The organism is Phascolarctobacterium sp. Marseille-Q4147, from assembly GCF_017968825.1.
Classification (GTDB): Bacteria; Bacillota; Negativicutes; order Acidaminococcales; family Acidaminococcaceae; genus Phascolarctobacterium_A.
The window spans coordinates 1515350-1527514 of record NZ_CP072874.1 but is presented as its reverse complement, the minus strand read 5'-3'; the positions used below and the strand labels follow the sequence as shown (position 1 = coordinate 1527514).

General features: G+C 45.9%; 14 protein-coding genes. 5 read left to right on the top strand and 9 right to left on the bottom strand.

Annotated features, from left to right (window positions below):
• Positions 1–74: 74 nt before the first annotated feature.
• The 6 genes from fsa to tnpA form a co-directional block, all read right to left on the bottom strand.
• Complete coding sequence (fsa, locus tag KAH19_RS07230; protein ID WP_210684022.1) at positions 75–719, bottom strand: fructose-6-phosphate aldolase; 645 nt, start codon at positions 717–719, stop codon at positions 75–77.
• 71 nt (positions 720–790) lie between these two features.
• Positions 791–1408: a hypothetical protein gene (locus tag KAH19_RS07225; RefSeq protein WP_210684021.1), complete on the bottom strand. Its 618-nt coding sequence runs from the start codon at positions 1406–1408 to the stop codon at positions 791–793.
• An 88-nt stretch (positions 1409–1496) separates the two neighbouring features.
• Complete coding sequence (locus tag KAH19_RS07220; RefSeq protein ID WP_246869330.1) at positions 1497–2798, bottom strand: amidohydrolase; 1302 nt, start codon at positions 2796–2798, stop codon at positions 1497–1499.
• Positions 2799–2812: 14 nt separating this feature from the next.
• A complete protein-coding gene (locus tag KAH19_RS07215; protein ID WP_021720046.1) occupies positions 2813–3004 on the bottom strand; it encodes a hypothetical protein in 192 nt (63 codons plus the stop codon).
• Positions 3005–3215: 211 nt separating this feature from the next.
• On the bottom strand, positions 3216–4319 hold the full coding sequence (locus KAH19_RS07210; protein WP_210684019.1) for an RNA-guided endonuclease TnpB family protein: 1104 nt from the start codon (positions 4317–4319) through the stop codon (positions 3216–3218).
• A gap of 14 nt (positions 4320–4333) precedes the next feature.
• Positions 4334–4726: an IS200/IS605 family transposase gene (gene tnpA / locus KAH19_RS07205; RefSeq protein ID WP_210685515.1), complete on the bottom strand. Its 393-nt coding sequence runs from the start codon at positions 4724–4726 to the stop codon at positions 4334–4336.
• 243 nt (positions 4727–4969) lie between these two features.
• Between tnpA and KAH19_RS07200 the strand changes: the two genes are divergently transcribed.
• A complete protein-coding gene (locus tag KAH19_RS07200; RefSeq protein ID WP_210684018.1) occupies positions 4970–5683 on the top strand; it encodes an SIMPL domain-containing protein in 714 nt (237 codons plus the stop codon).
• Between the two features lie 90 nt (positions 5684–5773).
• On the opposite strand, the gene KAH19_RS07195 is transcribed toward KAH19_RS07200, so the two are convergent.
• Positions 5774–6079: a hypothetical protein gene (locus KAH19_RS07195; protein WP_040564802.1), complete on the bottom strand. Its 306-nt coding sequence runs from the start codon at positions 6077–6079 to the stop codon at positions 5774–5776.
• A 368-nt stretch (positions 6080–6447) separates the two neighbouring features.
• Here KAH19_RS07195 and KAH19_RS07190 point away from each other — a divergent pair, with 368 nt between their 5' ends.
• The 4 genes from KAH19_RS07190 (at position 6448) to trpS (ending at position 10019) form a co-directional block, all read left to right on the top strand.
• Positions 6448–6810: a helix-turn-helix transcriptional regulator gene (locus tag KAH19_RS07190; RefSeq protein WP_210684017.1), complete on the top strand. Its 363-nt coding sequence runs from the start codon at positions 6448–6450 to the stop codon at positions 6808–6810.
• A 130-nt stretch (positions 6811–6940) separates the two neighbouring features.
• On the top strand, positions 6941–7375 hold the full coding sequence (locus KAH19_RS07185) for a DUF3887 domain-containing protein (RefSeq protein ID WP_210684016.1): 435 nt from the start codon (positions 6941–6943) through the stop codon (positions 7373–7375).
• A 115-nt stretch (positions 7376–7490) separates the two neighbouring features.
• Positions 7491–8861, top strand: coding sequence for a sodium-dependent transporter (locus KAH19_RS07180; protein ID WP_210684015.1), 1371 nt, complete (start codon positions 7491–7493; stop codon positions 8859–8861).
• A gap of 75 nt (positions 8862–8936) precedes the next feature.
• Positions 8937–10019 carry a tryptophan--tRNA ligase gene (gene trpS, locus KAH19_RS07175; protein ID WP_210684014.1) on the top strand — a complete coding sequence of 361 codons (1083 nt, stop codon included), beginning with the start codon at positions 8937–8939 and terminating at the stop codon, positions 10017–10019.
• Positions 10020–10151: 132 nt separating this feature from the next.
• On the opposite strand, the gene rnc is transcribed toward trpS, so the two are convergent.
• Positions 10152–10871, bottom strand: coding sequence for a ribonuclease III (gene rnc / locus KAH19_RS07170; RefSeq protein WP_210684013.1), 720 nt, complete (start codon positions 10869–10871; stop codon positions 10152–10154).
• A gap of 18 nt (positions 10872–10889) precedes the next feature.
• Positions 10890–12149 carry a beta-ketoacyl-ACP synthase II gene (fabF, locus tag KAH19_RS07165; RefSeq protein ID WP_210684012.1) on the bottom strand — a complete coding sequence of 420 codons (1260 nt, stop codon included), beginning with the start codon at positions 12147–12149 and terminating at the stop codon, positions 10890–10892.
• Positions 12150–12165: the final 16 nt, after the last annotated feature.

The window sequence follows — 12165 nt, the reverse complement described above, 5'->3', positions numbered from 1 at the left end:
ATGAAAAACTTTCCGCAGCCAAAATTATTACCAATAATTAAGGCTGCGGACTCAGTAACAATATTCTAAGATTTTTACTTCAGGCTGTTTTGATAATCAGCCATAAACTGCGCCAAACCCTTATCTGTCAGCGGATGGATAATCATCTGCTCCAGCACCTTAGTAGGAATAGTTGCAATCTGGCAACCGGTCAGCATAACCTTTTCTACATGCTCCAGATTACGGATGCTGGCAGCAATTACCTCGGTAGTAATGCCATAAAGCTTAAAAGCTTTGACAATGTTTTCTACCAGCTGTACACCGTTTTCACCGATATCGTCCAAGCGGCCGATAAACGGGCTGACATAGCTGGCACCTGCGCGTGCGGCCAGCAAAGCCTGAGCCATACTGAATACCAGCGTTACATTTGTTTTAATACCTTCCGCGCTCAGAATTTTTACTGCCTTCAGACCTTCCGGAATGCAGGGAATTTTGATAACGATGTTATCCGCAATCTTTACCAGCTTGCGTGCTTCCTCTACCATGCCGTCACATTCGGTGCTGATAACCTCAGCGCTGACAGGACCGGCAACCAGCTTGGCAATTTCCGGGATAACCTCAGCCTGGGTACGGCCGCTTTTGGCAATCAGGCTCGGGTTGGTTGTAACACCATACACAACGCCCCAATCGACAAATTTGGCAATCTCCTCTACATTAGCAGTATCCATAAAAATCTTCATTTTTTAACTAACCCTCTTTACAAATCAAATTCATATTTTTGTTATTTATTATTGTGCTTTATCGCGCGTCCTTACGGAAGTACGACTACCTTCTCAGCATGAATCTGAGCAGGCAAGCTCATGGTCATCATGCTGCTCCAAACCAGCAGCTTATCACCTTTTTTAATCTTAGCGAAGTCTGCACACGCATTGGCATCAATCGTCGCAATAACATCATTATTGGTGTTGAGTACGGTTACATAGCTGCCGTCCTTAGCAAGGCTTGCCTGTGCTACCTCAAAAAAGCTTACAGGCTCTTCGCTGTCTTCGATAACAATCGCCAAAGCATGGCTTTGCGGCGGCATGCTACGAGTCATGGTTGCGGAATAATAAGCAGTAACCTTCTGGCCTTCCTTTAAAGCATAGGGCAGACGCAGCTTACCGCTGGCACCCTCCACAACGTAGGTATCACGGTCAACAATGGCTGCAACCATATTTCTGCTGCCCTCACCTTTAATCACGTACATGCCATTCTCTACAGCAACTATTTCGCCACGGGTAACATAGGTTCCCGGTGCGCGCATTACCTCAGGATTTGCCTGCACCTCGTCCAGGGGAGAGGATTGAGCCGCGTCAGCGGCGAAAGCACTGCCGGCACCCAACAGTGCCATGCAGGAAAATACCAAAGCGATTTTTTTAAGTGATTTCATAATATATACCTCCAAGATATTGCTTTTGTTTATGTTTATAAGTATAGCATAAGATTATGGCAAAATCATGGCAGTTTTGATTAATTATTTACTTGTTGCTGAAATGTACAGCGATTTCCGTAACGGTAGCAGCAGCCTTCCACAGGCAATCCTCATTGAAATCGAAGTGACTGTTATGATGACCTGCCGCAATCTTGGTGCCGTACATCATATACAGGGCACGGCCGCCATGCTGCTGTACGCGCTCCATGAAGTAACCGCAGTCCTCGCTGCCGCCCATGTCCACATATTCAACAACCTCGTCATAATGACATTTTTCCTCAATCAGCTCTGCTACCTCATGGCCCAGCTCCTTGTCTGCAAAGCAGGCAGGTGCAGCACCGGCCATGGTGATTTTTACCTTAACGTCATACATAGCAGCGCAGGCATTAAGAATGCGCTTAGCCTCGGTAACCATGTATTCATCGATTTCAGTAGTAGCACCGCGTGTTTCCAGCTTAATAGCAGCGATATCAGGCACAACATTGCGGCCGGTGCCGGCGTTGAGTACGCCTACGTTGATACGACTGGAGCCCTTGCTGTGACGGGGAATGGTATTTAGGGAAATTGCAGCCTGTGCCGCTGCCAGCAAAGCATTCTTGCCCTGCTCCGGAGCAGCGCCTGCGTGGGCAGACACACCGGTGAATTCCGCATCCAGCTTCGTTGTTGCCAAAAAGCCGTCAGTCATCGTTACCAGGCAGTTGTCTGCAGTAGCTTTGAAGCCGATATGACCGCCGAACAGGTAATCCACATCATCAACTACACCTGCGTTCATCATAGCGAAAGCACCGCGTACACCCTCCTCTGCCGGTTGGAAAATCAATTTAACAGTGCCTGCCAAACGTGCTTTATTAGCAGCAAGCAGTTTTGCTGCCGACAGGCCGATGGTTACGTGACCGTCATGACCGCAGGCGTGCATAGCCTTTTTATGTTCGGAAGCAAAGCCTTCCTTAGCAGGGCGATGCTCCTCGCTGCGCTCCTCTTCTACGTCGTTGCAGTCCATATCAAAGCGGAAGGCAACTGTTTTACCGGGTTTATCTGTCTTAAGAGTTGCCACGATACCGGTCTTGCCGCCGGCCATCTTCTTTACCAGCTCCGGATCCGCACCCTCGCTGATGGCTCTTTGCATATAATCAGCCAGCTCTGCCTCGCTCGGCACGCCCATCATAGATTTTTCGTCAATAACGTCAGCGCCGAATTTAACATCATAGCCAAGCTTTTTCAGCTCACCGATAATCATGCTTGCCGTACGGAATTCCGTCCAGCCTGTTTCCGGATGTCTATGCAAATCTCTGCGGCGTTCGACCATTTCATCTTTTAATTCTTCAGCCTGTTGCCAAATTGTTGCCATGTTTCTTACCCCCATTAAAAAAGTACAGTCTGCTCACTGTCTAAAGGCAGATAAACCTCACTCTTATCTTTTAAACGATTGTTATTATCCACCCACTGTCCGCACGGACATTGTATTACAGCGGTAGGCAGCGCCCAAGCCAAATGTTTGCCGCAATCAGGACAGATATATTCTACCTGCAGCCTGTCACGCTCTTTTTTCTTCATAAATAAAGCGCACCTCCTGCTTCTTATTGCGGTTTTTATTATAGCACATTTGTACCATTAAGAAAATGCTTTGACGGCAGTAAGTGTTAAAATTGACATACTCCCCACGGCTAAAGCCGGGGGATTCTGGGATATTAGCGAACCTTGCCTACCAGAATAGCAGATCTTACGAGTTCTCTCCACAATGGACAATGCCCTGCCCATTTTTATTTCATGCAAAGAATATCCTTATTCCTTCCCGTTCAATATTTATCGAAGCGTTCCTGTCCCGATTATGAGTGCTGCCACATTCAGGACAAACCCACTCTCTGATTTCCAGATTTTTGATTTTGGTGTTCTGGTATCCGCATGCTGAACATATTTGGCTGGAAGGGTAGAACCTGTCTATTTCTATAACAGACGAACCTGTCTTGTTTGACAGGTATTTCAGCTTGTCTACGAAATCAGCAAAACCTAAATCAGATATTTTCCTGCCAAAACGCTTTTGCATAGCCTTCAAGTTTAAGCTTTCAAGGCATATCAGGGCATATTCGGCAACGAGCCTGTGAGCCACCTGCCAGTGAAAATCATTTCTCTGATTTGCTATCTTTTTATGCAGTCTTGCCAAAGTTAGTTTTGCTTTTTGACGATTATTAGAGCCTTTGACCTTACGGGACAGATTTTTATTAGCTCTTTTTACTGCATTGGCATTTTGCTTGAAGAATAGTGGAGAAGCAATATCCTTCCCGTCAGAAGCATTAAGAAACATCTTCAGGCCGAAGTCAAAGCCGACACTTTTACCTGTTCTTGCCAAGACTTCATTTTCTGATGTTTCGCAGACGAAATATAAATATATATCGCCTAATGCGTCACGTTTAATAGTCAGGATTTTTATTTTTCCGTCTATTTTTCTTGATTTTGCATAACGATAGCGTTGTTTACCGATTATGATGCTGTTATCAGCTTCGTTAAGTTTCCAGCCGCTCTGTTTCAAAGTGAAAGATTTATATTTTTTTATTTTCTTGAAAGATGGCGGCGCTGTGCGGATTTTATGTTTTAAGTTGCGAAAAAACAGTTTATATGCTTTGTCTATCCTCTGGGTTATATCCTGTACAGCCTGGGAGCCGATTTCTTTCAGATAGGTAAATCTGGAAATTTTCTTCAATTTGCTCAGATACTTTTGCAGTCGATATATGTTCAGAGATTTCCCGAACAATCTATAGTATCGCTTATGCAAAGCAATGCAGTGATTGTAGACAAGGCCTGCCGCATTAATCTGACTATGGAGTTTCCTGTTTCTTTTTGAATCATACAGCTTAAAACAATATGTCTTCATCTACAATCACCACCTTATTTTGATTTCTGATTTTCAATGTATTGTTTAATAACAGACAACGGAGCACCACCAATAGTAGAACAAAAATAACTGTTTGTCCATAATCTTGGTATCTGGGAACGCAACCACGGAAACTCTTGTCTTAAAATACGGGATGTAGTTCCTTTAATAGTTTTAACTGCTTTATGAATTCCAAATTGCGGATCTACTCCTAGCAGAATATGTACATAATCTGGCATTATTTCCATTTCTATTATATCGACATGGAGTTCTTCACATATTGAGTTAACCAGCTCCTTTAGTCTGGTATCAACGCCATTAACCAGTACCTTTCTACGGTATTTGGGGCAGAACACGATATGATACTTGCATGAGTATACTATATTATAATTAGACTTATATATTATTTACCCATAGCTATATAATAATATAAAGATATATAATTTGCAACCGTATTGGCAAACGTGCCTTATATCCCCATGCCTAAAGGCAGGGGATATAAGGCACTTATGGTAAGTTAACCGCCGTTTCTTATAGACCTGCTACAGCCTCACGCTTACAGCTTCGTGTTTTTTCTGTGTCTTTCAGATTTAAATTATATTTATATGCTATAATTAAGCTGATTAAATCAGAATCAGGAGGTTAGAAATATGTCTAAGATTAAACAAATGCTTTGTGCTCTGCTTACCGTCTGCCTGCTGCTTATCGGCAGCACAAATGCCATGGCAGCACAGCCTGATACCCCCAGCATCAGCGTCAGCGCCAATGCAACCATTGAAGTGGCACCGGATACTGCCGTAATCAGCTTTGATGTCAATGGCAAGGGCCGTACCGCCGCCGAAGCAACAAGCGCATCTGCCGCCAAAATGGATAGCGTTAAGCATAATCTGCTTGGCTGCAATATTTTAGGTAATGATATTACAACAACAAGCTATACTCTTTATCCAGATACCGACATCAAGGGAAAAATCACCGGTTATACTGCCAGCAACAGCGTGCGCATCAAGCTCAAGGATATCAGCAAGCTTGGTCCGGTAATTGATAAAATCAGTGCTGCCGGCGTTGATACAATCAATAATATTTCCTTCAGCGTCAGCAGCAGAGAGCTTTACCGCAACAAGCTGCTGGCTCAGGCTGTCGAAAACGCACGCCAGCAGGCTGCCGTTGTCGCCAATGCCGGCGGACGCACGCTCGGCAAGCTGCTGAGCGCTAACATCAGCACCTACAGCGGCGGCATAGAGCGCTCCTATGGCAACATGAAGCTGATGGCTGCTGCCGATAGAGCTGCTGCCCCCGAAACAAGCATCGCTGCGCAGGAAATTACGATTAAGGCCAGTGTTGATACCGTTTTCGCTATGGAATAAATTACTGCAAGCTAAAAACTGCTGCCTAGCGTCACAGACGCAGGGCAGCAGTTTTTCTTTGGCAGAACAAGCCTGCCGTATTGCACTGTTTTATTTTTTCTTCGGCAGCTTGTATTCCTTCAGCGCCTGAAAAAGCTCCGCACTTCCTGGTGCATATTGAGCACACAGCTCCTTGAGTGCCGCAAAGTTTTTCAGCTCTACACCCCACAAAAAGCAGTCAGCATCATCATATGCAGCAACAACGATAAACTTTTTAGCATCCAGCGGTGTTTTGCCCAAATCATCCGTCAGCATAATATAATCCGTGCCAAAATCCATACCGTACACCGTAATATTTTCTTCCGGAGTAGCATCCTCCCAAAAGCCAAGTTGATCAAAATCAGCAGCAGTAAGCATAATACACCTCATTTTCATATAATCTAGCCTTAATATAACACGTTGCGCTGTCATTTGCAACTTTAGCTGATAACATAATGCAACTTATATTTATGCCGCTGACTCGGCTCCTTATTCAGCCAAAATATGGTTTACTATTTTTTATTATCAGTTAACAATATAAAGATAATTTAAAGAATAAATTTTGTAAATAAAATTCGTCTTTTTTTTATAAAAATACTGCCCTATCCTACCCGAAATCGCCATTTGGTGTAGGGACATTCAGGTATAAATCTGTCATAATATACTTGAAGGACGAAGCAACGGCTCGCGTTCATACCGAGAAAAATAAAATATGCTATTGTTAAACAGCAGCTGGAGGTGTTATTATGGCAAGCTTAACTGTAAATCCTGACTACAAGCTTATCGGCAACAATATCAAACAAATGCGCACCAAATCTCAGGTGTCGCAGCAAAGCCTGGCAAAAGCGATTAATATTTCCCAAACCCACATGAGCAATCTGGAAAACGGTAAGACTGGCGTAAGCCTGGCAATTGCCATCCGTATCTCCCAACATCTTAAATGCAGCCTGGATGAGCTGATTTTCGGCACGAATAAAAAATCTTGTCCGGCAGCAGGCAAGCCATTGAGCGACCACACTGTTGATGAATTCAATCAGCTTTTGAAGCGCTCTCTAGCAGAAATGATGTTTCAATGCCTGCAGCATCCGGAAGGCAAGCAGGCAAAATAAGCAAGCATCTTTACTGCACTTCTAAGCTGAATTTTTCAAAAAATCACTTTAAAAGTCTTTACTAAATGAGAAAAAACAGTTATGATTATATATAAGGCTTTTAAGCTATCTATAATTGGAGGTAATGTAAATGAAAAAATTAGTGTTAGTCTTAACTATGCTGCTTGCTTTTGCCTGCAGCAGTATGGCCTTTGCTGCTGACGGCGGCGATTTGAACAAGGAGCAGAAAACCGCTGAAAAGATGATGACCTCTCTCGAAGCAGATGCTGCTGCCAGCTATACTGCTCTTGCTCCCACACTGAGCGCTGACCTTAACAAAGCTCTGGGCGAGAAAAACTTTGCTGCTATCCAAAAACAGGTTAAGCAACAATTCGGTTCCTTGAAAGAAACAAAATTCCATAGCTTTGAGCGTTTTGACCAAGGCGACAGAGTAACCTATATTGCAGCCTTCTCTAAAGAAAATGTTGTTATTATGACCTTCATGTTTGGCAAGGATGCCAAACTGCAAAACTTCAGCTTCTCTCCGTACAAAGCTCCGGAAAAAGCACCTGCTGAAAAGAAATAATCCTCTTTGAACTGCATCCTGCCAAAGTGTGGGATGCAGTTTTTTTATTGCTTATAACCAACCTTTCGCTTATAATTAACTTATCCAAAATTTTTTAGGGAGTAGGTATGTATTTATGGAAAGAGAAAGCTTTTCCTCACGCCTTGGCTTTATTTTAATCTCTGCCGGCTGTGCAATCGGCTTAGGCAATGTCTGGCGTTTCCCGTTTATTACGGGCTTATACGGAGGTGCCTCCTTCGTTTTAATTTATCTTTGCTTTTTGCTGCTTTTGGGCCTGCCCATCATGGTAGCGGAATTTGCTGTCGGCCGTGCCAGCGTGCGCAGTGCGGCAAAATCCTTCGACGTACTGGAGCCTGCCGGTACAAAATGGCATCTTTATAAATACGGTGCTATTGCCGGCAATGTTCTTCTGATGATGTTCTACACCACTGTTTCCGGCTGGATGCTGTATTATTTCTATAAAATGGCTGTCGGCGGTTTCGTTGGTCTGGACGCCAAAGGTGTCGGCAACGTGTTCGGCAGTCTGCTGAGCGATCCTGTAACCATGGCAGGCAATATGATTATTATCGTTCTCTCCTGCTTCGGTGTCTGCTATCTGGGCGTCAAAGCCGGCGTAGAACGTATAACAAAAAATATGATGGCCTGCCTGCTGCTGCTCATGCTGATTCTGGCAGTAAATTCCATTTCCCTGCCCAACAGTGCTGCAGGTCTTAAATATTATCTCTATCCTGACTTCAGCAGAGTTCTGGAGCACGGTATCCGTGAGGTAGTCTTCGCTGCTATGGGACAGGCCTTCTTTACGCTGAGCCTTGGCATCGGCGCACTGGCTATCTTCGGCAGCTACATCGGCAAGGAACAGCGCCTGACCGGTGAAGCAATGTGGATTATGGCATTGGATACCTTTGTTGCGATTGTTTCCGGCCTGATTATTTTCCCGGCCTGCTTCAGCTTCGGTATCAATCCCGACAGCGGCCCGAATCTGCTGTTCATCACCCTCCCCAACGTATTCAACGCTATGAGCGGCGGCCGTATCTGGGGTACTCTGTTCTTCCTGTTCATGCTTTTCGCAGCCATGTCTACAGTAATCGCTGTATTCGAAAACATTACCTCCTGCATTTGCGACTTAACCGGTTGGGAGCGCAAAAAGACTATTCGCTTCAATATTATTGCGATTATCCTGCTTTCCCTGCCCTGCGTGCTGGGTTTCAATCTGTGGGGCCACATTCAGCCCTTGGGCAAAGGCACCTGCATTCTTGACCTCGAAGACTTCCTTGTCAGCAACAATCTGCTGCCCCTGGGCAGCTTAATTTACCTCAGCTTCTGCACCAGCCGTTACGGTTGGGGCTGGGATAACTTTATTGCAGAGGCAGATACAGGCAAGGGCATTCCCTTCCCCAAATGGATTCGCTTCTATGCTACCTACATTCTGCCGCTGATAGTGCTGTATATCTTCTTCAACGGTTACTATGCTATGTTCGTAAAATAAGCTTGCGTTGACAGTTTACGTCAGTGCATTTATAATTATTATATAAATATAAGAACAAAAAGAGGTAAGACTAATATGAGTAAAATTATTCTGACCGGCGACCGTCCTACCGGACGTCTGCATGTAGGCCACTATGTAGGCTCTCTGCGCCAGCGTGTACAGCTGCAAAATTCTGGTGCATACGATAAGGTATATATCATGATTGCTGATGCCCAGGCGCTTACAGACAACGCTGAGCATCCGGAAAAGGTACGTAAGAACATCATCGAAGTAGCACTGGATTATCTGGCATGCGGCCTTGATCCTGCTAAATCTACCCTTTTCATCCAATCCATGGTACCGCAGCTGACCGAGCTGACCTTCTACTATATGAATCTGGTCACCGTATCCCGTTTGCAGCGTAACCCGACCGTTAAGAATGAAATCAAAATGCGTAACTTTGAAGCAAGCATTCCTACCGGCTTCTTCTGCTATCCTATCAGCCAGGCTGCAGATATCACCGCTTTCCGCGCTACTGTAGTGCCTGTAGGCGAGGACCAGCTGCCGATGCTGGAGCAATGCAAGGAAATCGTGCACAAGTTCAATTCCGTGTACGGCGAAACTCTGGTTGACCCGGACATCATGCTGCCGCAGAACGACGCCTGCCTGCGTCTGCCCGGCATTGACGGCAAAGCAAAAATGAGCAAATCCTTGGGCAACTGCATTTATCTTTCCGATGAACCGGAGGATATCAAAAAGAAAGTTATGTCCATGTACACCGATCCTGACCATGTACGCGTAGAGGATCCCGGTAAGATTGAAGGCAACACTGTTTTCACCTATCTGGACGCTTTCAGCACCGAAGAGCACTTTGCCAAATTCCTGCCGGACTATGCTAACCTGGACGAGCTGAAGGCTCACTACAAACGCGGTGGTCTGGGTGACGTAAAGGTTAAGAAGTTCCTCAACAACGTGCTGCAGGACGTTCTGGAGCCCATCCGTGAGCGCCGTCACTATTGGGAACAACGCATCCCTGAGGTTTATGAAATCCTGCGTGCAGGCAGCAAGGAAGCTGAAGCTGCTGCTGCTGCAACTCTGCATGACGTACGCGAGGCAATGCGCATCAACTACTTCGATGACGAAGCTCTGATGAACCAGCCTTACGAAAAACAACACTAAGCCATAAACAAGCTATCCCCCTGTTCCTTAACCGGAACAGGGGGATTTTTTGTGCGCTGCAAAGCTCGTAAAGCTGCCTGCAGGCAAAATAAAAGACCTACGGTATTTCTACCGTAGGCCAATATTGTAATGTTATTCCTGATTCCTTACATGCAGCTGTGCCAGCGCCTGCTTAGCAGCATGCTGCTCCGAATCTTTTTTAGTGCGACCGCTGCCCTCGCCGATAACAGTATTACCTAACATTACCTGAGAGGTAAATACCTTATTGTGCTCCGGACCGGTGCTGCCTAAAAGAACATAATGGATATCTGCATCGCCGTCACGCTGCAGATACTCCTGCAAACGTGTCTTGTAATCATTAAAGATACCATGGCGACAGATAAAATCTATTTCCGACTGCATCATACCCAGCAGGTAGGTCTGTACGACCTCAAAGCCCTGATCCAGATAGATGGCACCCAAAACAGATTCAAAGGCATCAGCCAGAATAGACGGACGCTCGCGTCCTCCGCTCAGCTCCTCGCCCTTGCCAAGCTGCAGGTAGTCTCCCAGATGAATCTTTTTGGCATATTCATACAGGGAGCCTTCGCAAACAAGATAAGCACGCAGCTTAGTGAGCTGGCCTTCAGCCAAATCAGGAAAGTTCTTATACATGTAGGTGCTCACGATAACGCTGAGCACGGAATCACCCAAAAACTCAATCCGCTCATTATGATGCGGTTTAGGATACTGCTTAGCTTCATGGGCATAAGATGTATGGGTCAGAGCCATGTCAAGAAGCTCTAAATCATGCATATGGATACCCAGCCCCTGGCAGAAGCTCTGCAGCTGCTGTGTACGTTTTTCCTGCATTTTAATCAATCCTGCTTATTAATCAACGTATTTTTTGAATACGATAGAAGCATTGTGACCGCCAAAGCCCAGGTTGTCGCTCAGTGCAACATTAACAACTTTCTTACGAGCTTCGTTCGGTACATAATCCAGATCCAGCGGACCTTCCGGATCGTCCAGATCCTTATCCTGGTAGTTGATGGTCGGCGGAATGATATCGTTTTCGATAGTCATAACGGTAGCAATAGCTTCTACGCCGCCGGCAGCGCCCAGCAGATGGCCGATCATGGATTTGTTGGAGCTGATGCACAGTTCGTAAGCATGCTCGCCAAATACCTTCTTGAAGGCAATGGTCTCGCCCAGGTCATTACGATGGGTAGAAGTACCATGAGCATTGATGTAGTCAACCTCTTCCGGTTTTACGCCAGCGTCAGCAACTGCTGCAGCGATGCAGGCAGCCGGAGTTTCGCCGGTCGGGTCCGGAGCGGTGATGTGGTATGCGTCGCAATTCATAGCAAAGCCGGCCAGCTCAGCATAGATGTGTGCGCCACGAGCCTTAGCATGCTCCAGCTCTTCGAGAACCAGAACGCCTGCGCCTTCACCCATTACAAAGCCATCACGCTTTTTATCGAACGGGCAGGATGCTGCTTCCGGATTTTCGTTGTTGGTGGACAGAGCCTTCATGTTAGCAAAGCCTGCGATAGCAATCGGAGAAACTGCAGCTTCGGTGCCGCCTGCCAGCATTACGTCAGCATCACCGTATTGAATGGTACGCAGAGCGTCGCCGATGCAGTTGGTGCCAGTAGCACAAGCAGTTACGATAGCGGTGTTAGGACCTTTCAGACCGGTTGCAATAGCAATCTGGCCAGCAGACATGTTCGGAATTTCCATCGGAATGAAGAACGGGCTGATTTTGGACGGGCCTTTGGAACCCAGCTTCAGGGATTGCTCCAGGAAGGTGTGGATGCCGCCGATACCGCTGCCAACGCAAACGCCGCAACGCAGAGGATCTTCCTTGCTCATATCCAGCTTAGCATCTTCGATAGCCAGTTTAGCAGCAGCAACTGCAAAGTGGGTTACACGGTCCATACGCTTGCCTTCTTTTTTATCGATGAAAGCAGTGTAATCAAAATCCTTAACCTCACCGGCAATCTTTACTGTGAAATCAGTAGTATCAAACTGAGTGATAGGGCCGATACCGGATTTACCGGCAACGAGATTATTCCAGAAGGTATCCTTGCCGATACCGATAGGAGTTACAGGGCCAACGCCAGTTACTACAACTCTTCTTTTACTCAAAATAGTTCACCTCGTA